The 21,053-nt window shown below is 71.6% G+C and carries 20 protein-coding genes and 1 tRNA gene; 12 read left to right on the top strand and 9 right to left on the bottom strand.

The genetic code is table 11. The features are described 5' to 3' along the window. Positions 1–37: 37 nt before the first annotated feature. Positions 38–775 (top strand): Tellurium resistance, encoded by a 738-nt coding sequence (locus ACFY3J_RS00530; protein WP_365426385.1) that lies wholly within the window; start codon positions 38–40, stop codon positions 773–775. 30 nt (positions 776–805) lie between these two features. On the opposite strand, the gene ACFY3J_RS00525 is transcribed toward ACFY3J_RS00530, so the two are convergent. Further along, the gene (locus ACFY3J_RS00525; protein ID WP_390839652.1) at positions 806–1,597 is read right to left on the bottom strand and encodes a TerD family protein; all 792 of its coding nucleotides are present in this window, start codon (positions 1,595–1,597) and stop codon (positions 806–808) included. 171 nt (positions 1,598–1,768) lie between these two features. Between ACFY3J_RS00525 and ACFY3J_RS00520 the strand changes: the two genes are divergently transcribed. From ACFY3J_RS00520 to ACFY3J_RS00510, 3 genes are read left to right on the top strand one after another with little or no spacing between them, the layout of a single operon-like run. Continuing rightward, positions 1,769–2,947 (top strand): HpcH/HpaI aldolase/citrate lyase family protein, encoded by a 1,179-nt coding sequence (locus ACFY3J_RS00520; protein ID WP_390839650.1) that lies wholly within the window; start codon positions 1,769–1,771, stop codon positions 2,945–2,947. Positions 2,948–2,983: 36 nt separating this feature from the next. Continuing rightward, positions 2,984–5,560 (top strand): phosphoribosyltransferase, encoded by a 2,577-nt coding sequence (locus ACFY3J_RS00515; protein ID WP_384173646.1) that lies wholly within the window; start codon positions 2,984–2,986, stop codon positions 5,558–5,560. Continuing rightward, positions 5,560–6,372, top strand: a complete 813-nt coding sequence (locus ACFY3J_RS00510) for an HAD family hydrolase (protein WP_384173649.1) — start codon at positions 5,560–5,562, stop codon at positions 6,370–6,372. The genes ACFY3J_RS00515 and ACFY3J_RS00510 overlap by 1 nt, the downstream gene beginning before the upstream one ends. Positions 6,373–6,402: 30 nt before the next feature. Here the strand turns inward: ACFY3J_RS00510 and ACFY3J_RS00505 are convergent, their stop codons facing one another. Further along, positions 6,403–6,624 carry a zinc ribbon domain-containing protein gene (locus ACFY3J_RS00505; RefSeq protein WP_100567009.1) on the bottom strand — a complete coding sequence of 74 codons (222 nt, stop codon included), beginning with the start codon at positions 6,622–6,624 and terminating at the stop codon, positions 6,403–6,405. Between the two features lie 385 nt (positions 6,625–7,009). Between ACFY3J_RS00505 and ACFY3J_RS00500 the strand changes: the two genes are divergently transcribed. From ACFY3J_RS00500 to ACFY3J_RS00490, 3 genes are all read left to right on the top strand, one after another. Beyond that, a complete protein-coding gene (locus ACFY3J_RS00500; protein WP_390839983.1) occupies positions 7,010–9,190 on the top strand; it encodes a transglycosylase domain-containing protein in 2,181 nt (726 codons plus the stop codon). 57 nt (positions 9,191–9,247) lie between these two features. Beyond that, positions 9,248–10,564 (top strand): hypothetical protein, encoded by a 1,317-nt coding sequence (locus tag ACFY3J_RS00495; protein ID WP_390839648.1) that lies wholly within the window; start codon positions 9,248–9,250, stop codon positions 10,562–10,564. Positions 10,565–10,750: 186 nt separating this feature from the next. Next, on the top strand, positions 10,751–11,977 hold the full coding sequence (locus ACFY3J_RS00490; RefSeq protein ID WP_384173656.1) for an amidase domain-containing protein: 1,227 nt from the start codon (positions 10,751–10,753) through the stop codon (positions 11,975–11,977). A 31-nt stretch (positions 11,978–12,008) separates the two neighbouring features. Here ACFY3J_RS00490 and ACFY3J_RS00485 read toward each other — a convergent pair whose 3' ends face one another. Both ACFY3J_RS00485 and ACFY3J_RS00480 read right to left on the bottom strand, forming a co-directional pair. Further along, positions 12,009–13,427 carry a hypothetical protein gene (locus ACFY3J_RS00485; RefSeq protein ID WP_225074989.1) on the bottom strand — a complete coding sequence of 473 codons (1,419 nt, stop codon included), beginning with the start codon at positions 13,425–13,427 and terminating at the stop codon, positions 12,009–12,011. Between the two features lie 74 nt (positions 13,428–13,501). Further along, entirely contained in the window at positions 13,502–14,272 is a 771-nt protein-coding gene (locus ACFY3J_RS00480; protein ID WP_384173662.1) for a DUF4097 family beta strand repeat-containing protein, read from the bottom strand. A gap of 369 nt (positions 14,273–14,641) precedes the next feature. On the opposite strand from ACFY3J_RS00480, the gene ACFY3J_RS00475 reads away from it, so the two are divergent. After that, a tRNA-Val gene (locus ACFY3J_RS00475) sits at positions 14,642–14,716 on the top strand. Between the two features lie 70 nt (positions 14,717–14,786). Here the strand turns inward: ACFY3J_RS00475 and ACFY3J_RS00470 are convergent. Further along, complete coding sequence (locus ACFY3J_RS00470; protein ID WP_384173665.1) at positions 14,787–15,134, bottom strand: hypothetical protein; 348 nt, start codon at positions 15,132–15,134, stop codon at positions 14,787–14,789. 158 nt (positions 15,135–15,292) lie between these two features. On the opposite strand from ACFY3J_RS00470, the gene ACFY3J_RS00465 reads away from it, so the two are divergent. Both ACFY3J_RS00465 and ACFY3J_RS00460 read left to right on the top strand, forming a co-directional pair. Further along, positions 15,293–15,628: a hypothetical protein gene (locus ACFY3J_RS00465; RefSeq protein ID WP_390839646.1), complete on the top strand. Its 336-nt coding sequence runs from the start codon at positions 15,293–15,295 to the stop codon at positions 15,626–15,628. Positions 15,629–15,684: 56 nt separating this feature from the next. Then, positions 15,685–15,915, top strand: coding sequence for a DUF2277 domain-containing protein (locus ACFY3J_RS00460; RefSeq protein ID WP_384173671.1), 231 nt, complete (start codon positions 15,685–15,687; stop codon positions 15,913–15,915). An 83-nt stretch (positions 15,916–15,998) separates the two neighbouring features. Here ACFY3J_RS00460 and ACFY3J_RS00455 read toward each other — a convergent pair whose 3' ends face one another. Together ACFY3J_RS00455 and ACFY3J_RS00450 are read right to left on the bottom strand one after the other, a co-directional pair. Then, positions 15,999–16,577: a DedA family protein gene (locus tag ACFY3J_RS00455; protein WP_384174099.1), complete on the bottom strand. Its 579-nt coding sequence runs from the start codon at positions 16,575–16,577 to the stop codon at positions 15,999–16,001. 284 nt (positions 16,578–16,861) lie between these two features. Then, the gene (locus tag ACFY3J_RS00450; protein ID WP_384173674.1) at positions 16,862–17,515 is read right to left on the bottom strand and encodes an HNH endonuclease family protein; all 654 of its coding nucleotides are present in this window, start codon (positions 17,513–17,515) and stop codon (positions 16,862–16,864) included. 433 nt (positions 17,516–17,948) lie between these two features. On the opposite strand from ACFY3J_RS00450, the gene ACFY3J_RS00445 reads away from it, so the two are divergent. Next, a complete protein-coding gene (locus ACFY3J_RS00445; protein ID WP_384173677.1) occupies positions 17,949–18,527 on the top strand; it encodes a TMEM165/GDT1 family protein in 579 nt (192 codons plus the stop codon). Between the two features lie 471 nt (positions 18,528–18,998). Next, positions 18,999–19,658 (top strand): HAD family hydrolase, encoded by a 660-nt coding sequence (locus ACFY3J_RS00440; protein ID WP_390839644.1) that lies wholly within the window; start codon positions 18,999–19,001, stop codon positions 19,656–19,658. 140 nt (positions 19,659–19,798) lie between these two features. On the opposite strand, the gene ACFY3J_RS00435 is transcribed toward ACFY3J_RS00440, so the two are convergent. Together ACFY3J_RS00435 and ACFY3J_RS00430 are read right to left on the bottom strand one after the other, a co-directional pair. Beyond that, positions 19,799–20,437, bottom strand: a complete 639-nt coding sequence (locus ACFY3J_RS00435; RefSeq protein ID WP_384173683.1) for a TlpA family protein disulfide reductase — start codon at positions 20,435–20,437, stop codon at positions 19,799–19,801. Beyond that, positions 20,434–20,931 carry a hypothetical protein gene (locus ACFY3J_RS00430; protein WP_384173686.1) on the bottom strand — a complete coding sequence of 166 codons (498 nt, stop codon included), beginning with the start codon at positions 20,929–20,931 and terminating at the stop codon, positions 20,434–20,436. The genes ACFY3J_RS00435 and ACFY3J_RS00430 overlap by 4 nt, the downstream gene beginning before the upstream one ends. Between the last annotated feature and the right edge of the window lie 122 nt (positions 20,932–21,053).

Genomic DNA, 21,053 nt, shown 5'->3' with positions numbered 1-21,053 from the left:
GGGTCCGGTGTGCGGTGAACTGGGGGCGGAAAGGGACATGGGCTTCTTCGACGGTCTGCTGGGAGGACGCGCGGCCGACTTCGACTCGGGCAGCGCCTCGTCCAACGCGATCGAGCTGACCAAGCGGCACCACCAGGTGTCGCTGACCAAGCAGGGCGCGGCCACCGGGCATCTGCGCGTCAACCTGACCTGGCGGATGCGCACCTCGGACTTCGACGGTCCGGCCCGGCAGAGCCTGCTGCGGCACCCGTTCAAGGCGCTCAAGCCGCCGGAGGTGCAAGGGCACAGCCAGAGCATGGTCAACGTCGACCTCGACCTCGGCTGCATGTACGAGCTGTCCGACGGCACCAAGGGCGTCGTACAGCCCCTCGGCGGCTTCCTCGGCGACGTGAACGCACCGCCGTACGTCAAGCTCAGCGGCGACGACCGGTTCGGGTCCGCGTCCGGCGAGACCATGTACATCAACCTCGACCACCGGGACCAGATCAAACGGCTGCTGGTCTTCGTCTACATCTACGACCAGACACCCGCCTTCGACCGCACCCACGCGATCGTCACGATGTATCCGAGCAATGGCCCGCGCATCGAGATCGGCCTCGACGAACGCCACCCGCAGGCACGCTCGTGCGCGGTGGTCCTGATCGAGAACGTCAAGGGCGAACTGGTCGTCCGCCGCGAGGTCAAGTTCGTCTACGGCTTCCAGTCGGAACTGGACCGCCTGTACGGCTGGGGCCTCCAGTGGGGCCGGGGCTACAAGTCCAAGGCGGACCGGTAGCGCGAGCCGGGCGTCCCTCGGCCGTACCGCCTACCGCCCGATGAACTGCGGCCCCTGCGGCGGCAGCCGGAACTCCGGGTCGGGCACGGCCGTCACCGGCGGGGGATACCCGTACCCGGACGGGGCCGTGGCCGCCACCGGCTGCTGCGGGTAGCCGTACGCCGGCTGCGGATACCCGTACGCCGGCTGAGCCGCCGAGGGCACCTGCACGGGCTGCTCCGGCGGCAGCGGCTGCGCGGCCGGAGCGGCGCCCGCGCCCTGCGAGCCATGCGCCTCCTCCGACTCGTCCACCGAGATGCCGAAGTCCGTGGCGAGGCCCTTCAGGCCGTTCGAGTAGCCCTCACCGAGCGCGCGGAACTTCCAGCCGTCGCCCCGCCGGTACAGCTCACCGCAGATCAGCGCGGTCTCCTGGCCGGTCTCCGGTTTGATGTCGAAGTAGGCCAGCGGCTCCTCACCGGCGGCCGCCGCGTCGTACAGCAGGATGCGCAGCCCCTGTACGACGTCGAAGGCGACGCCGTCCGCCGAGGCGACCAGCAGGATCCGGAGCACATCCGGGTCGAGCCCGGCGAGATCCGTCTGGACCGTGTCCGTCAGGCCGTCGGCGACCCGCTTCTTGCCCAGCCGCCAGACCTTCCCGGACGGATGCCGCGGCTGGTTGTAGAAGACGAAGTCCTCGTCGGAGCGCACACGGCCGCCGGGACCCAGGACCAGCGCGGAGGCGTCGACGTCCGGGATACCCTGCCCGGGCGTCCAGCGCACCACGGCCCGTACCGTGGTGACGTCCAGCGGGACGTTCGACCCTTTCAGCATCGCGTGCGTCATGCGGTCATCCTGCCTTCTCCGTCCTGGTCACGACAACGCGGGTCATGGACACGGCCGGGTTACCTGAAATTCATGCCCCACGGGAACCTCGGACATGGATTCGTACGTACTATTACCGGCCACCTTTTGACAGTCTTCGCAGGCCGCTCGATGCGCCACGGGGGGAGCTTCATGCGTCATTTCGGGCACCTCGCCACCGAGGTGCGGCAGCGCCTGTTCCATCAGGAGCCGTGCGAGTTCACCGCCGACTCCCCTGCGCGGACGCTCTCCGCGGCCCTGGGCGCCACGCTCTACAGCCCGGCCACCCGGCCGCGGCTCGCCGACGACATCGTCAAGCAGGCGGAGCGTGGCGTGGTCTCGATGGTGCTGTGCCTGGAGGACTCGATCGACGACGCCGAGGTGGAACACGGCGAGGAGAACCTGGTCCGGCAGTTCGACGAACTGGCCACGCTCGAGCAGGCGTCCGGTTCCGTGCACCTCCCGCTGCTGTTCATCCGGGTCCGCGTCCCCGAGCAGATACCCGACCTGGTGCGGCGTCTCGGGCCCGCGGTGCGGCTGCTGTCCGGGTTCGTGCTGCCGAAGTTCACCGCGGAACGGGGCATTCCGTTCCTGGAGGCGGTGCAGGCCGCCGAGGCGGAGAGCGGACGGCGGCTGTTCGCCATGCCGGTCCTCGAATCGCCCGAGCTGCTCTACCGGGAGTCGCGGGTGGAGACCCTGGAGGGGATCTTCCGCGCGGTCGACAAGTACCGCGACCGGGTACTCGCGCTGCGCCTCGGGGTGACGGACTTCTGCTCCTCGTACGGGCTGCGCAGGGCCCCCGACATGACCGCCTACGACCTCCAGGTCGTCGCCTCCGTGATCGCCGACGTGGTGAACATGCTGGGGCGGGCCGACGGCACCGGGTTCACGGTGACCGGGCCGGTGTGGGAGTACTTCCGGGTGCAGGAGCGCATGTTCAAGCCACAGTTGCGGCAGAGCCCCTTCATGGAGGTGCAGGCCGTCGAGCTGCGCGAGAAGCTGATCGAGCACGCGATGGACGGGCTGCTGCGGGAGATCTCCCTGGACCAGGCCAACGGGCTGCTCGGCAAGACCTGCATCCACCCCTCCCACGTCCTGCCCGTGCACGCGCTGTCGGTGGTCAGCCACGAGGAGTTCAGCGACGCGGCGGACATCCTGCGGCCGGAACGCGGCGGCGGGGGTGTCCTGAGGTCGGCGTACACGAACAAGATGAACGAGGTGAAGCCGCACCGCGCCTGGGCCGAGCGGACCCTGCTGCGCGCCGAGGTCTTCGGCGTCGCGCGGGAGGACGTCGGCTTCGTGGAACTGCTGGCCGCCGCGGTCTCCGACTGACGCACCGCATCACCGCCGAGGGCACACAAGGAAGGCATGAACAAGCCAGTGAACGACGGGCTCTGGTCCGGCACCTGGGTCGCCGAGCGACTCGGGGTCGAACTCGTGGGCGACGACCGGCTGACGGGCCTGCTGGGGCTCGCGCTGCGCCGCAACCCCAAGCGGGCGCACCTGCTCGTGTCCAACGTGCTCGGCAAGCACGTGCCGCAGTCGCCCTCGGTCGTGTACGGCCACGGGTTCGCCCTGGGCCGCCGGGTCCGGGACCTGCTGGGCGCCGACCAGTGCGGCCGGGCGGTCGTCCTGGGCTACGCGGAGACCGCGACGGGCCTCGGCCACGCGGTCGCGGACGGCCTCGGCACCGCGCCGTACCTGCACTCCACGCGCCGCCCGGTCCCCGGCGTCGCCCCGGCCGGCGGCTTCGAGGAGTCCCACTCGCACGCCACCTCCCACCTCCTGCTGCCCGAGAACCCCGCCCTGCTGGCCTCCGACGGCCCGCTGGTCCTGGTGGACGACGAGTTCTCCACCGGCAACACGGTCCTGAACACCATCCGCGACCTGCACGCCCGCTATCCGCGCAAGCGGTACGTCGTGGTCGCGCTGGTCGACATGCGGGCCCCGTCCGACGCGGACCGCCTGCGGCAGTTCGCCGACCGGATCGACGCCCAGGTGTCCCTGGTGACCACCGCCTCCGGCACGGTCCGCCTCCCCGCGGACGTCCTGGAGAGGGGCCAGGAACTCGTCGCACACCACGAAGCGGCCCAACCGGCCGGGTTCCACACGGAGCAGACACCACCCCCAGCCGGTGCTTCGGCGGGGGCGGAGGGCACGGCCGTGTGTGAGGCGTCCGTCGTTCCGGGGCAGCGGAGGGCCGGGCGGGTCCGGCGGGTCGAGTTGCGCTGGCCTCGGGGGGTGCCGGACGGGGGGCGGCACGGGTTCACGCCGGTGCACCGGGACCGGCTGGAGTGGGCGCTGCCCGCCATGGCCGCCCGGATCGCCGAGGCGTTGCCCCGGGGCGCGCGGCGGGTGCTGGTGCTCGGCTGCGAGGAGCTGATGTACGCGCCGCTGCGGCTGGCGCGGGAGGTGGAGCAGGTCGTGGAGGCCGAGGTGCGGTACTCCACCACCACCCGCTCGCCCGTGCTGGCCGTGGACGACCCCGGTTACGCGATCCGCACCCGGCTGGTCTTCCCGGCGCACGACGACCCGGCCGACGGCCCCGGCGAGCGCTACGCCTACAACGTCGCCGGCGGCGACTTCGACGCCGTGGTCGCCGTCGTCGACTCCGCCGCCGACACCCCCGAACTGCACGCGCCCACCGGCCTGCTGGCCCGGCTCGCCGCGCACACCCCCCACGTCCTGCTCGCGGTCGTGCCCTCGCACCTCCCCGTGCCCCCGCACGCCCCCGAAAGGTCCCCGATGCTGCCCGAGCCCCTCCGCGGCCCCGCCTTCTCCTCGTACGCGCCCGACGAGGTCGGCTGGCTGCTCCAGGACCTCTCGGACGCGACGCTGGAGGCGCCGACGGAGGAGCGCGAGGAGGCGATCCAGAGCGGCGGCGCCCACTACGCCGAGTCGCTGCCGGTGGAGTACCAGCCCAGCGAGCAGTACCAGGACCTGTTCCACACGGCCCTGACGGCCTCCGCCGCGCGGATCGCCCGGGCCGTGGGCGTGGTCACCGAGACGATCCTCGCCGAACTCCCCCTGCGCCGGAGGAACCCGGCCGGGACGGAGGAGACCTCGGACGCCGGCCCCGTACTCGTCTCGCTGGCCCGCGCCGGCACACCCGTCGGCGTACTGATGCGGCGCTGGGCCCGGTTCCGGCACGGCCGGGACCTGCCGCACTACGCCGTGTCGATCGTGCGCGGCCGAGGCATCGACACCAACGCGCTGCGCTGGCTGGCCGCCCACCACGACCCCCGCGACGTCGTCTTCGTCGACGGCTGGACCGGCAAGGGCGCCATCACCCGCGAACTGACGCAGGCGATCAGGGAGTTCGAGGAGCGCGAAGGGATCACCGGGTTCGACCCCGAGATCGCGGTGCTGGCCGACCCCGGTTCGTGCGTGCGGACGTACGGCACCCGGGAGGACTTCCTCATACCCTCCGCCTGCCTCAACTCCACCGTGTCCGGCCTGATCTCGCGGACCGTGCTGCGCGCGGACCTGGTCGGCCCGCACGACTTCCACGGCGCGAAGTTCTACCGCGAACTGGCCGGCGCCGACGTGTCGAACGTCTTCCTCGGCGCCGTCTCCCAGCGCTTCCCCGAGGTCGCCGACAGCGTCGACATCGCCGCCAAGGAACTGCTGTCCACCGACCGCACCCCCACCTGGGAGGGCTGGGCGGCGGTCGAGCGCATCAGCGAGGAGTACGGCATCCACGACGTGAACCTGGTCAAGCCCGGCGTCGGCGAGACCACCCGCGTGCTGCTGCGCCGGGTGCCGTGGAAGATCCTGGCGCGGGCCGGCGCCGGTGCCGACCTGGACCACGTACGGCTGCTGGCCGAGCAGCGCGGGGTCCCGGTCGAGGAGGTGGACGAACTGCCGTACAGCTGCGTGGGGTTGATCCACCCCCGGTACACGCGCGGGGCGACCGGCGCCGACGGCAGGGCGGTGACCCGCTGATGCCGGTCCTGGTGGCGAGCGATCTCGACCGTACGCTCATCTACTCCTCCGCCGCCCTGGCGCTGACCATGCCGGACGCGCGGGCACCCAGGCTGCTGTGCGTGGAGGTGCACGAGAGCAGGCCGCTGTCGTACCTGACCGAGACGGCCGCCCAGCTGCTCACCGATCTCGCCGACACGGCGGTGTTCGTGCCCGCCACGACCCGCACCCGCAAGCAGTACCTGCGCATCAACCTGCCGGGCCCGGCCCCGACGTACGCCATCTGCGCCAACGGCGGCCATCTGCTGGTGGACGGCGTGTCGGACGGCGACTGGCACCGGCGGGTGCTCGCGCGGCTGGCCGACGAGTGCGCGTCGCTCGCGGAGGTCCAGGAGCACCTGCTGCGCACCGCAGACCCGGCCTGGGTGCGCAAGCACCGCGTCGCCGAGGATCTGTTCGCCTACCTCGTGGTGGAGCGCGAGCTGCTGCCCGAGGAGTGGGTGAAGGAGCTGGCCGCGTGGGCGGCCGGCCGGGGCTGGACGGTCTCCTTGCAGGGCCGCAAGCTCTACGCCGTCCCCAAGCCGCTGACCAAGAGCGCCGCAGTCCGCGAGGTGGCCCGCCGCACCGGCGCCGACCTCGTCCTCGGCGCCGGCGACTCGCTGCTGGACGCCGACCTGCTGCACGCCGTGGACCGCGGCTGGCGGCCCGGACACGGCGAGCTGGCCGACACCGGCTGGACGGCACCCGGCATCGCCGCCCTGCCCGAGCGCGGGGTGCTCGCCGGGGAGCGGATCGTGCGGGAGTTCCTCAGGGCGGCCCGGGCGCCCCGGTAGGAGCGTCAGCCGCGGCAGCCGGTGGGAGCGTCAGCCGCAGCAGCCTCCGCCGCAGCACCCGCCGCCGCCCGAGCCGGACCGCGGCGCGGGTGCCGGGGCGGCCGCCGAGCCGCCCACCGCGACCGTGGACAGCAGCTTGACCGTGTCGTCGTGCCCGGCGGGGCAGCTCGCCGGGGCGGACGACTCCGCCATGGGACGACTCAGTTCGAAGGTGTCGCCGCAGCTCCGGCAGCGGTACTCGTAGCGAGGCATGCGCCCAGATTAACGGGCGTGACCGGACGCACAGCCCTTCGTGTTTCTTATGTCTTGGTTTCTGTCCAGTTCTTGTGCGGAGAAATTGAAAAGACGGCTGATAATTTTGTAGCGCCGCGAGGGCCGCGTGGCGGCTGCGAACAAGGGGGAGGGCAGCCGCAGTTGCGGTGACTGTGTCGACCCGCGCGAGCAATACGAAAGTGCGGAGGAGGACGCAGTAGTGACGGAGGCAGGGCGGGGGGACGGCCTTCCGGAGGAGGACCGCCGGACCGGCGGGAGCCGCGCCGAGGACGGACCACCGGACCGGTCGCGGACCGACCGGTCGGTGCGTGCGGAGGAAACGATCCAGCTCAAGGTCGACGCACTGCGCCGAGCGGACGAGACCATGCAGCTGAAGGTCGACGCCCTCCGCGGCCGGCACACGGGCGCGCAGCCGCACGAGACGATGCAGTTACGCGCCTTACAGACGCAGCCCGACCTGCCCGACCGGCCCGACCCGTCGGCCCCGTCCGACCCGTCCGACGGTCCGCCCCGGCGGCGCGCCGACCGCCGCAAGCCGCGCACCGGCCCCACGCTCCCCCCGGCCCTGACCCGGCGCCTCGCCCCCCTCGTCGCGGTGGCCGCGCCGTACGCACGGAAACTGAAACCGGTCTACCCACGACCCGGCCGCACCGGCTGGCGGCGCTGGCTCCCCTCCTGGAAGCAGTGGCTCGGCGCCACCCTCTCGGCCCTGGGCCTGAGCACCCTCCTCCTGACCATCGCCTACGCCGCGACCGACATTCCGCGGAACCTGAACACCTACGCCACCCAGCAGGACAACGTCTACTTCTGGTCCGACGGCACCCCCATGGCCCGTACCGGCTGGGTGCAGCGCCAGGCGATGCCGCTGAAGGACATACCCGAGGACGTCCGCTGGGCGGTCCTCGCGGCCGAGAACGAGAGCTTCTACAGCGACCCCGGCATCTCCTTCACGGGCATCGGCCGGGCCCTGTGGCGCACCGTCGGCAAGGGCGACACCCAGGGCGGCTCCACCGTCACCCAGCAGTACGTCAAGAACGTCTACCTCTCCCAGGACCAGTCCGTCAGCCGCAAGTTCACCGAGGCGATGATCGCGCTCAAGCTGGACAACCGGATGAGCAAGGACAAGATCCTCGAGGGCTACCTCAACACCAGCTGGTTCGGCCGCGGCACCTACGGCATCCAGCGCGCCGCCCAGGCCTACTACGGCAAGGACGTCGGCGACCTCGACGCCAGTGAGGCCGCCTTCCTCGCCTCCCTGCTCAAGGGCGCCGGGCTCTACGACCCCACCCTGAGCCCGGCCAACCACAGCCGTGCCGTGGAGCGCTGGACCTGGACCCTCGACCGCATGGTCAAGATCGGCAAGCTGTCGCAGGCCGAACGCGCCAAGTTCCGCACGTTCCCCGAACCGCTCAAGCGCAACCCGCTCTACGACACCGGTCAGCAGAGCGACTACCTGGTCGAACTGGCCTCGCAGTACGCCAGGAAGACCGCGCACATCACCGATCAGGAGTTCGACCTGGGCGGCTACCAGATCTACACCACCTTCGACCGCAAGCGGGAGAGCGCACTGACCGACGAGGTCACCAAGGCCCGCAAGAAGGCGCGGAAGACCACGCCCGGCCCGGCCGGGACCGTGCACTACGGCGCCGCCTCCGTGGCCGCCGACGGCCGCATCCTCGCCGTCCACGGCGGCCCCGACCACCGCACCCAGGGCTACAACGAGTCCAACGCCTCCACCGTCCCGGCCGGTTCGGCCTTCCTGCCGTTCGTCTACGCGGCCGGACTCGAGCACGGCGTCACCGAGCGGCGTGACGTCCCCAGGGAGCGGGTCACCCCCCAGACCCTCTACGACGGCGACGACGACGTGCCCGTCACCACCCCCGAGGGCCCCTACTGGGACCGCAGCGGGAAGAAGGTGTCCGCCCACAACGACGACAAGAAGTCCTGGGGGCGGATCAGCCTGCACCAGGCGCTCGCGAACTCCGTGAACACGCCGTTCATGCAACTCGGCATGGACACCGGACTGGACCGGGTCAAGCAGACCGCCCAGGCCGCCGGACTGCTGCCCTCCAGCATGGGCCCGCAGGTGCCCGCGCTGTCCCTGGGCAGCTCCACCCCGAGCGCGATCCGGATGGCCAGCGGCTACGCCACCTTCGCCGCCAAGGGCACGCACACCGAGCCGTACTCGGTGCGGCGCATCACCCGCAACGGCTCCTCCGTCCGGCTGGACACCCCGGCCACGCGGCGCGCGTTCGGCCGGGGCGTGGCCGAGGCGGTCACCGAGGCGCTCGGCGACTCCTTCCGCACCGCCCACCCGGGTGCGGCGTCGGGCACGGCACCGGTCGCGGGCAAGGCCGGCACCACCGAGGACGACACCGCCGCCTGGTACGTGGGCACGGCCGAGTCGGTGTCCACCGCGGTGGTCGTCTACCGCATGGACCTGGCCAAGAGCCTCGAACCGCTGCCGCTGGAAGGAGTCGCCGGCACCCCGGCCGACAGCGTTCCCTACGGGATCTGGGCCGGTGCCATGAACCCACTCGGCTGAACCCGGCGGCCCGGCCGCACCCACCCCCCACCACCCCCCTCGCAGATTGAGCCCCCCATGAAGTCAACCGGCCGTCGGCGCAAGGCCCGTGCGCCCCGCCGCGCCACCCGCCCCGAGTTCCTGACCCTGGCCGCCCTGCTGGTCGTCGCCTCCGTGGTGGCGGGGTTCCTGACGCTGACCCGCGCCGACTCGACCACGCCGACCGCGTCCGCCGGATCCGAGGGAGGGGGGGCCAAGGCCGGCTCCAAGGGCGGCCCCGAGGACGCCGGTTCCCCGTCCGGGGGGGCCGAGGAGCCCGAGTGGGACGGCAAGGTCCGGGTGCTCGGCGACGGCTCCACCTCCTACACCGGTCCGCAGAAGGCCGAGTGGAAGCCGAGGCCGCTCAAACCCGGCGAGAAACCGCCGCAGTTCGTGGTCTTCTCCTGGGACGGCGCCCTGGAGGGCGACGACCGCCTGTTCTCGCACTACCGCGAGCTGGCCAAGGAGTACGACGCCCACATGACCTTCTTCCTCACGGGCATCTACCTGCTGCCCAAGGCCAAGAAGGACCTCTACCACCCACCGCAGCACTCGGCGGGCGCCGCCGCCATCGACTACGCCACCGTGGACCACATCCGCACCACCCTGGAGCAGCTCGGCGAGGCGTACGAGGACGGCAACGAGATCGGCACCCACTTCAACGGCCACTTCTGCGGCGCCAAGGGCGGCGGCGACTGGAGCGTCGAGGAGTGGAAGAGCGAGATCGACCAGTTCTACTCCTTCGCGGAGAAGTGGAAGACCAACAGCGGTCTCACCGACGTCCCGCCGCTGCCCTTCGACTTCAGGAAGGAGATCACCGGAGGACGCGCGCCCTGCCTGGAGGGGCAGCCCAACCTGCTGAAGGCCATCAAGGACTACGGCTGGCGCTACGACGCCAGTTCGCCCGGCGACTTCCAGATCTGGCCGTCGAAGAAGGAGGGCATCTGGGACTTCCCGCTCCAGATGCTCCCCTACGAGGACGGCAAGTACCAGGGACTGTCCATGGACTTCAACTTCCTCTACAACCAGTCCAACGGTGAGACCCAGGGCGATCCGGCCAACTTCCCGCAGTGGGAGCAGCAGACCGTCGACTCCTACATGGCCGGATTCAACCGCGTCTACTACGGCAGCCGGGCGCCCCTGTTCGTCGGCAACCACTTCGAGGACTGGAACGGCGGCATCTACATGAAGGCCGTCGACCGGGTCGTCGAGAACATCTGCACCAAGAAGGACGTCAAGTGCGTCTCGTTCCGGGAGCTCGCCGACTGGCTGGACGTCCAGAAGCCGGAGACCCTGCAACGGCTGCGCGCCCTGGACCCGGCCCAGTCCCCCGACTGGTCGTCGGTGGTCAACTGACACGTAGGACTGGGGAGTTCCACTTGTGGCCCCCGCTTCACAGCAGCTCCACACCGCATGCGAAGATGCCGTCGCCCGGTAGGTCTACCGGCGTAGAGGGGAACACCATTGAAATCAAGAAAATTAAGCCGTAAACGGCGTCGCGCCACCATAGTCTCGGCGGCGGCCGCCTCGGTCGTCGCCGGCGTGGCGCTGGTGCCCAACTGGAGCGCGGGCGCGGCGGTCACCGACGATCCGACGGTGGACGCGGCCACCAGGGCCACCTTCCAGAAGCTGGCCGACGCGGTCTTCACCGACCGCACCCAGGCCCTGGTGGACGACGCCCCGGGAAGCAGGGGACGCCACCACCGGCTGACGTCCGGCTTCTCCGGCAAGGTCCGCCTGTCCGGCACGCAGTCGCGCGAGGAGACCTCCGCCCTGGACCAACTGCGCGGCCGCAAGGCGCGGCTCGCGAAGCTGGGTGAGAAGTACAGCGCCGCCAAGACCAGCGTGTCGCTGGACGCCACCCAGGTGAAGGGCCGCGACGCCAAGGTCGCCGTCACCGAGACCACGACCCTGACGTACCGGAAGATCCGCGGCAACGAGCCGAAGACCACCGGCTTCCAGGCCCACCACGAGCTGACGTTCAGGGCCGACCAGCAGGGCAACTGGCAGCTGACCGGCATCCGCGACACGGACGACGGCGTCGCCGTCAACCAGATCGCCGCACCGCCCGTGGTCACGCCGCCCACCGCGAAGCCGTCGACCACGGCACCGACCGCGAAGGCCTCGACCAAGGCGCCCACCCCGGCCCCGACCACCGCGGCTCCGACCACCGCGGCCCCGGCTGCCTCCAGCACGGCCCCCAGCGTCGCCGCCGACGGCAACCCGCCGTCGGCCCCCCGCGCGGCCATCACCACGAACCCGCCCGCCGCGCCGAAGAACCTCTCCGGCGGCGCCTACGACTACAAGGCCATGGCGGCGTACGCGACGAAGTACTGGAACAACTACAACCCCGACTACCCCGACTTCAACGGGGCGGGAGCCGGCGGCGACTGCACCAACTTCGTCAGCCAGTCCCTCAAGGCGGGCGGCTGGAAGCACGAACCCGGCTACACGTACGACTTCCACAAGTGGTTCGGGAACTCCGAGATCCAGTCGGACTCGTTCGTCGGCGTCAACGAGTTCTCCTGGTTCGCCCTCTCCTCCAAGCGGGTCACCAGCCTCGCCAACGTCTACCAGATGGACATCGGCGACGTGCTCCAGGTGGACTTCAACCGGGACGGGTCCAAGGACCACTCCATGATCGTCACGTCCCGCACCGCGCAGGGCGTGCCGTACCTGTCGTACCACTCCACCAACACCTACAACAGGTCGGTGGCGAGCATCATCGCCTCCTACCCGGACGCGTACTACTACGCCTACCGGACCTGAGCGGTGCCTTCCGGGAGCGGGGAGCGGGCCGTCAGTGGCCGGCTCCCCGCTCCTCGCGGATCCGGGACACCACCGCGGCCACCGTCTGCCGGACCGCCTCGGTCTCCGTCAGGAAGTGCCAGTAGTCGGGATGGCGGCCCTCCAGCGTGGCCACCGCCCGCTCCAGCCGGCCCACCGAGTCGTCCAGCGGGCGGGCGTGCCGCGGATCCGGCGTCGTACGGCCCGACATGGCCAGCCGCTGCGCGTCCCGGATCGCGAACCGGGTCCGCTCGACCTCCGCCTGCGGGTCCTTCTGCACCGAGTTCAGCCGCCGCAGCCGGTCCCCGGCGGCCGACACCGCCTCGTCGGTGGTGTTCAGCAGCGCCCGCACCGTCGACAGCAGCGCCGTCGCGTCCGGCCAGCGCTGGGCGTCCCGCGCGGACTGCGCCTCCCGCAGCTTCGCCTCCGCCTCCCGCACACTCCCGGCGGCCTGCTCCGGCACCTGTTGCAGGTCCTGCCAGCAGGCGACCGTGAACCGCCGCCGCAGCTCGCTGAGCACCGGCTCCACCTGCCCGGCGCGCGTACTCAGCGCCTGCGCCCGGGTGCGCAGCGACACCAGCCGGTGATCGATCTCGGCGGCCTGCTCCGGCAGCCGCACCGCGTCCGCCCGGATCGCCTCCGCCTCCCGCGCCACCCGCTCGGCGCGCTCCAGCGTCGGCTGCACGCCGTGCTGTCCCGCGCCCTGGTTGAGCCTGGTCAGCTCGGGGGAGAGGGCGGCGAGCCGGGCGGCCAGGTCGTCCGCCCTGAGCCCGGAGCCGCGGACGTCGTCGAGTGCGCCGGCGGCGGCGCTCAGGGCCTGCCGGGCGCGCTCCACGGAGGGCGCCACCCGCGCCAGTTGGGTCTCCGCCTTGCCGAGCAGCGGCCCGAGGCCACTGCCGAAACGGTCCAGCTCCCTTTTGACGCCCAGCAGTTCGTCCTTGGCGGCGGTCAGGTCGACGCGCGCCCGGGAGGCGACGGAGGCCTCCAGGTCGTCACGGTCCAGGTCCTGGGCGTCGACGGCCTGGATGTAACGCTGACTGACCTCGTCGATGCGCCGCCCCAGCGCCTCGAAGTCGGCGACCGCGCGGCGGGCGTCCGGGGAGTCGTCGACTGCCGTGATCGTCTCGATCGAGATCCGCAGGTCGCGCTGGGCGCTGTCCAGCTCGTAGAAGGCGGCCGCGGCGGCGTCCTTGGCGGCCTGCGCCTCGGCCCGCTGGGTCTCGGCCCGCCCGCCGAACCAGCGCCGGGTGCCGCCGCCCGCGAAGGCGGCCGGCAGCGCGAGCAGGGCGAGCACCGGCAGGCCCATCAGTACGAGGACGTCACGGACGTCACGGGCGGCCGAGGTGCGCGCCGGGCTCGGACAGGCGCTCCGAGGCCGGGGCCGTGCATACGGCGAGTGCGGCTGTGCGGGGGTCGCCGGTGTCGCCGTCACATCCCTCTCCCGTGCTGTGGTCCGCCATGCGTGTGGTCATTCTCCCATTCGCGGCGGACGAACACACGGGCCGGTCAGTCAGCCGTACGAACTGTGATCCTTCCGTCGCCGGTGGTCGCGGACACCACGTGGGAGCTGGCATCGTTCCGGGGCACGGAGACGTCCACCGAGCCGTCGCCGGTCTTCGTCGTCACCCGGTACGCGGCGTGCGGCAGCACCACGCTGATGGAGCCGTCCCCGGAACTCGTCTCCACCCGGTCCGGCACGGTGGCCAGTTCGAGGCGGACCGAGCCGTCGCCGGTGGTGGCCCGCACCCGGCGGGAGGAGACCTCCGCCCGTACGGTCCCGTCGCCGGAGCGCAGCTCCAGGGGGCCGGTGGAGTCGGTGACGTGCACGGATCCGTCGCCGGTACGGATGCTCAGCGCGTCCTTGAACCCGCGCGCCCGCACGCTGCCGTCGCGGTCCTCGACCTTCACGGCGATCCCGCGCGGGACCTCGATCCGGTGCTTGGCCGAGCAGTCGGCGACGAACCCCGAGCACTTCATCCGCAGCACCAGCCGGTCGTCCCTCATGGACCAGGTCACCCTCGGATCGTCCCCGACCAGCACGGAGCCACGGAACCAGCGGGTGACCTCCACGGTCCCCGGCTTCGCCGAACCCGCGGCGACGATCTCCAGCGCCGAGTCGTCCGAGTCCACGGTCAGGGTGTCTCCGCGCAGGGCGAAGGAGTGCCGCTCGGGGCTGGTGTCGTCCTCGGCGGAGCCCCCGCAGGCCGTGGCCGTAGCGACCAGGACCACGACGACACCGGCGACGGCGGCGACACGAGCGGGCACGGAACGGGACATGACGATCTCCCCCTGACGACGGACGACGAGCCCCCACGGCTCTGTGAAGACCGTAGAAAGAACCCCCGCCACGGAGAATCCGGCGGGCTACCGGACGGGGGGTGGGGTAAACCCCCGTCGGCGTCCCGCTTCGCCGGGCGCGTGGACCTCCGAGGGGGCAGCAACTCGCCACGACGCGGCGGCCGCGGTGATCGGACGGCGCGCCCCCGGGCGTCCGGTCCGGCCTGGACGGCACCGCCCCCGCACGACCGGAGAGATCGTGCGGGGCATCGGACCGTCCAGGCCGGACCGGAGACCTGACTTCCTGCCTGTCCGACATACGGATTTGGAGGAGGGCACCCGGGACAATGTAGGCTGTCGGCTGGTCCCGGGTGCGTAGCTCAGCGGTAGAGCGCCTGCCTTACAAGCAGGATGTCGGCGGTTCGAAACCGTCCGCGCCCACCAGTTGTAGATGAACAGGGCCCAGGTCGGCGGGTTGGAACCCGAAGGCCTGGGCCCTTGCCTTTGCGCTTCGCTAGGTCTCGTCCTCGTTTTCCGGGGGCTCGTGGGCGTGTTTCAGGTGGCTGCGGGCGGTGACGCCGTCCGGGCCGGGCAGTTCCGACCAGTAGCGGTGGGTGCTGACGAACACCGCGAGTTCGTGCTCGCGGCGGCGGAGCTTTTCGACCGCGGCCTGCTCGTCGGGTGTCCAGCCCGGTGAGGCCGGCCGCTCCACCTTGCGCCAGCCGCCGTCGTCGCTGAACCCGTCCAGCGGCTCGACCGACCAGGGCAGCCGCTTGAGCAGGGCCGACAGCTCGGCCCGTACCTGGTGCAGCTCCTCCTGGCCGGCGAGGAGATCACTCGGGAAGTCATAGCGCGTAGCCACGCCGCAATGCTACGCCTGTTCGAATTTGGCCCGCGACCGCAATGCGGGGGGTTCATGTGTTCGAGTTCGCTCCGGGTGGCGGGAGCGGCTTTCGAGCACGGGCTCTTGAGTAGCAACGCGGATGTCGGGGCCGGGGCACGGCTCGTACCGTCTCGGCCGTGGAGAACACCGTGAACACCCGCGCGCGGACCCCCTCGGACTGGGTGGGGCTCGTCGTCCTCAGTCTGATCGTGCTGTTCGTCGGCGCCGTGCTGATGTTCGTCGTGCCGCTGCTCACCCTCGCCTGCGCCGCCTGTCAGGACGGTGTGCTCGGGCCGCTCCGGTACGGGGACGTGCAGGTCGCGGTGGCGCAGGGCGTCGTGCCCGTGGTGGCCCTGGGTACTGTCGGCGGGATGCTGCACCCGCGCGGAGGCGCGCGGGTCGCCGCGATCGGGCTGGCGCTGCTGGGCGTGCTGCTCTGCGTGATGCTGGCCCTCGGTCAGGTCGCCGCCTGAGGATGGTGCGGCGGGGCGCTTGCGCGGCGGGCGCGGGGCGTGCTGACACTGGGGGCATGTGCCGGAGCATCAAGACACTGCGTCCGCCCGCGTTGCCCGAGGAGGCGACCGAGGAGGAGATCCGGGCCGCCGCGTTGCAGTACGTGCGGAAGGTCTCGGGGTTCCGGGCGCCTGCCGCGCACAACCAGGAGGTCTTCGACCGGGCGGTCGACGTGATCGCGCAGGCCACGCAGGACCTGCTGGCGGGGCTGGAAGTGCGGGGGCAGGCGGCGCCCAGGGCCGGGTGACGGCCGGGCGGGGGGCGTCCGGATGGGGGCCGGGTGGCGAGGGATGGTGAGCGCCGGGTGCGGCGCCCGTCGCCGGACTTGTCCTACGACGCCTCCGCCGGCTTCGGCGGGCGTCGCATCAGGTACGCCGCTCCCGCGCCCGCCGCGAAGAGTGCCGCCACCGACACGCAGGTCGCCAGCCAGGCGGCGCCCAGCCAGCGGGTGCCGAAGTAGCCGAGGGCCACGCTGTAGGTGGCCCAGGACAGGCCCGCCAGCGCGGACCAGGGCAGGAACTCCCGGACCCGGCGGTGTGCCGCGCCGGCGCTGAAGGAGACCACCGAGCGGCCGGCCGGGGCGAAGCGGGCGAGGACCACCAGCGCGCCGCCGCCCCGGGACAGGGCCGTGCCGAGCCGTTCCTGCGCCCTGCTCAGTCGTCGGGAGCGGGAGATCGCGCGGTCCAGGCGCTCGCCGCCGCGCCGGGCCAGACGGTAGGCGACGAGGTCACCCAGTACGGAGGCTGTCGCCGCGCACAGGGTCAGGGCCAGGATGTCGGGTACGTTCTGCGGGACGTGCCCGGTCGCCGCGCCGGTGCCCGCGGCCGCCGCCGTGGCGGCCGTCACTATCAGCACGCCGCTGGGCAGGACCGGCAGGAACACATCCAGCAGTACGGACGCGGCCACCATGACGTAGATCCATGGAGTGCCGGTGAGTGACCCCACCCTCGCCACACTCTCCAGCACCGAGAACTCCCCCCGTCACCCCCGTGAACCGCGGACCGTGCCGCGGTGTCGCGCGGGAGCGGCAGGAGCGGCCTTGAACAGCCATACAGCGTACGCCGGAAGTGTGACAGAAGTTCCACTGGGGGTTGATGTGATTACTGAGGCCCCAGCGTTCGTTCGGTGGCACTCCGCCGCCCCGTACGGCACTGCGGCGGTACGGGGCGACGGAGTCGGGTGAGGGCCGGGGGTCAGCAGCCGGCGAGGTAGTTCTGGAGCGCGCTCTTCTCAGCCGTGTCGACGGAGAGGTTGTAGTAGTACTTCACCTGCACCCAGGCGCGGGCGTAGGTGCAGCGGTACGACGTCTGGGTCGGCATCCACTCGGCCGGGTCCTTGTCGCCCTTGGACCGGTTGGAGCTGGCCGACACGGCGATCAGCTGGGGGCGGGTCAGGTCGTTGGCGAACGCCTGGCGCTGGGCGGTGGTCCACTTGCTCGCGCCGGAGTCCCAGGCCTCGGCGAGCGGCACGACGTGGTCGATGTCGAGGCTGGAGGAGGTGGTCAGGGTGACGCCGTCGTACACGGAGTACCAGCTGCCGCTGGTGGACGCGCAGTTGGCGTCGGTGACGACGTTCGAGCCGTCCCGCATGAGGACCGTCTCGCGGGTGTCGCACTTGCCGCTGATGGTGATCCAGTGCGGGAAGAGGGCGCGGTCGTAGCCGGTGCGGTTCTCGGTCGCCACGGTGAGGGAGGCGAGGTAGCTGCGGGCGGTGGCCGCGCTGACGGGGGTGGGGAGGGCCGCGGAGGCGGTCGGGCCGTTCAACAGGCCTATGGAGGCTATGAGTCCGGTGATCGCCGCGACTATGCTGAGTCGTTGACGCGCGTAGAGCTTGAACCTGCGGGACATGCGAACTCCCTTGGGGGTGAGGGGCGTTGGGTGTGAGCAGGGGAAGCGAGGGAATGCTCGCCGCGCAGTGTTGCGGGCGGGTGAGCGTGCGGTGAGAAGTTAGTGACGCGTGCATGACACAGCAAGGGGTACGGCTGGACTTGCTGTTCGCTGTGATGTGGATCTCGGTGCCGGCCGGGTCGCGCGGGTGGTCGCGTACGATGGGGGCGCGGAAGGGGAGTAGCTCTTCGCCGGACCGTCGACATACTGCTCAGCTCGGCTGAGCCGGCGCCCGGAGGCGGACCTCGTGAGCGAGGTCGGCCAGCGAGACCTTCGGTAAGCAGTGCACGCCCGTGCCGTATGGCAGGGGTGAACCGTGTGCTGCCCTGCCGAGGCGTCTTGTCGCACCAGTCGCAGCACTCTCGGCGGGGTGGCCCCGACCGATTGAGGAACAGTGATCACCTTCAGCGTCCTGGCGCTCGTCTTCGGCGTCGTCTTCCTCGCGGAGCTGCCGGACAAGACGGCACTCGCGGGGCTCGTCCTCGGTACGCGTTACCGGGCCTCGTACGTCTTCGCCGGCGTCGCCGCCGCGTTTCTGCTGCACGTGGTGTTGGCCGTGGCGGCCGGCAGCGTGCTGACGCTTCTGCCGCAGCGGATCGTGCACGCGGTGACGGGCGTGCTGTTCCTCGGCGGCGCGGCCATGCTGCTGCTGAAGAAGGACGACGGTGAGGAGGAGATCCGGCGGCCCGAGGACCAGTCCTTCTGGAAGGTCGCGGGGACGGGGTTCATGCTCATCCTGGTCGCGGAGTTCGGTGACCTCACGCAGATCATGACGGCGAACCTCGCCGCTCGTTACGACGATCCGCTGTCGGTCGGGCTGGGGGCGGTGCTGGCGCTGTGGGCGGTGGCGGGGCTGGGCATTGTGGGCGGCAAGGCGTTGATGCGGCGGGTGCCGCTGGCGTTGATCACGAAGGTTGCGGCGTTGTTGATGGCGGGGCTGGGGGTGTGGAGTCTGTGGGAGGCGGTGGCGTGACGGGGGCTCTGGTCACGTGCCGGCTTTTCCCGTGGTGGGGTGAGGGGGTCCTGCCCTGGGGCTCCGCCTCGGAGTTCGGTGGGGGTGTTGCTTGCTGCGGCCGCGCTTCGCCCACCCGCCCGCCCGTCTCGGTGGGGTGAGGGGTCCCCGCCCTGGGTCCCCGCCCCAGACCCCGGTGGGGGCTGTGCCCCTTGCATCCCTGGTTTCTCGCTCGCTCGCCCGTCTTGGTGGGAGGGGAGAGTGTCGGCCTGGGGCTCCGTCCCGGGTCCCGGTGGGGGCTCTGCCCTGCACCCCGCTTTGCTCGGCCGCTTCGTCCCCGGCTTTGGGGCAGTGGTGGCCAGATGCCCGGATGTTTTGTACCGTGGGGAAACAAAGTGGCTCCCGTCCGCTTCCCCTGACCGGTGGACGGGGCCGCCTTGTTTCTTCGGGGGCGTGCTCCCACGCCCCCCTCGCTGTGTCTTGGAGTTGCCGATGACGGCCACCGCCGTGTTCACCGCCCGCGCCCTCCTGCTGGACATGGACGGCACCCTCGTCAATTCCGACGCCGTCGTCGAGCGGATCTGGCGCCGTTGGGCCGACCGCCACGGGCTGGACGGTGACGAGGTGATGAAGGTCGTCAACGGTCGCCAGGGGCACGCCTCGATGGCACTGCTGCTGCCGGACCGGCCCAAGGAGCGGAACCTCGCCGAGAACGCGCGCATGCTCGCCGAGGAGACCTCGGACATGGACGGCGTGATTCCGATTCCCGGGGCCGCGGAGTTCCTCGCGGGCCTGCGAGAGGTGCCGCACGCCCTCGTGACCTCGGCCGACGTTGCCCTGTCCACGGCCCGGATGGCCGCCGCCGGCCTGCCCCTGCCCGACGTGCGCGTCACCGCCGAGTCCGTCGGGGCGAGCAAGCCCGACCCCGAGGGCTTCCTGAAGGGCGCCGCCGAACTGGGTGTCGCGCCCGCCGACTGCGTGGTGTTCGAGGACTCCGGGGCGGGGATCTCGGCGGGTCGCGCCGCGGGCATGCGGGTGATCGGCGTCGGTCCGCGGGCCGGGTTCCACCGGCCGGACGCGGTCGTGCGGGACCTGACAGAGGTGCGGGTCGAGGCCGTGGGCGACGGGAGCGTCCGGCTGTACGTGGCCTAGCTGGTGCCGCGGCAGGCAACGTTTGCCCCGTCGCGACGCCCGGCACGCTCCCCCGAGCTCTTCGAGCAGGGGCCCGCACCGGACGCCGCTCCTTCACGGGCAACCTTGCCTGCCGCGGCACTGGGGTCTTTCGTTCGGGATCAGTCCGGCATGGTCCGAACGAGAGGCCCCAGGTGTGCTGTTCCGGCCGCGTGCCCTGAGGAAGGGTGCCCCGCGGCGGCCAGCAGCGGGGCGATGACCTTCGCGATCTGCGGCTCCGTCACCGGTCCCATGCGAGTCGCCGCCACCTTTCCCGCCGGGTCGATGACGATCGTGAACGGGAGCGTCTGCGTGTTCACCAGGCCGTGTGGCAGCCTCAGGGCCTGCTTGCCCGCCGGATCGTGCAGGGACGGGTAGCCCGGACGGAACTCCTTCTGGAAGGCGAGTCCGTCGGCTCGGCTGCCGTCGTTGTCGAGCCCCAGTACCTGGACGCCGCGGCCGCCCCACTTCTCCTGGATCCTCTTCAACTCGGGCGTCTCCGCCCGGCAGGGACCGCACCAGGAGGCCCAGGCATTGACCAGCACGACCTTGCCCCGGTAGTCGGACAGGTGGATCTCGTCGCCCTCCAGCGAGGTGCCGGAGAAGTCGGGAGCGGCGGGGCGCTCGCCCTCCTTCAGAGTCCTGGTGAGTTGCTCCCCTGGTGTGGTGTCGCCGATCGGGTCCGGGGTCGAGCAGCCGGCGAGGATCGCACAGGCGGCGACCACCGCCACGGCCGCGTACGGTCGTCGGGTCGTCGTCATCGCCCGGTCGCGTCCCGCTGGTCGTCCCCGTGGTCCATGTGGTCGCTGCGCGTCGCGTTCCGTCCGGCCCGGCTGAGAACGACCTCCAGGTGCCCCGTCCGCCACACGCACAGCAGCCACGCCGCGGGGAGTTGCAGCGTGAACAGCGCGTAGACGGCCATCATGGACGCAGTGTCCGCCGGGGCGTCGTCGCCACCGGCCCACGCCGACAGCCCCGAGCAGGCCAGCAGCATCACCAGGTAGACGAAACCGTCGACCAGGACCACGCGCCAGCGCGGCAGCGCGGCCAGCAGACCCCTGGCCAGCGTCAGGGACGCGGTGGCAGCCACGACGAAGACCGCGTTCCACGGGTCCTTCACCCAGAGGGAGGCCCACCCCCCGAGGCCGCTGCCGGAAGCGGCCGTCCACGCCAGGTCCACGGCTGCCCCGGTCAGCCAGGACAGGACTACGACGGTGAGCGCGTAGGACACGGCGCTGCGCCAGGTGACAGTCACGTCATTCCCCCTTTGGTCACGGGCCGCCCGCGCGGCGGCGGCCCGCTTCACCGATCATTGTCCTCCCCGTGCCCCGACGACCGTGACCGGGGCCGGGGCGCGGACCCCGGGGCGCGGGCCCC

The sequence above is a fragment of the Streptomyces sp. NPDC001231 genome (assembly GCF_042896885.1).
Lineage (GTDB): Bacteria > Actinomycetota > Actinomycetes > Streptomycetales > Streptomycetaceae > Streptomyces.
The sequence above is the reverse complement of the archived record's forward strand: the minus strand, read 5'-3'. Positions and strand labels throughout refer to the sequence as shown.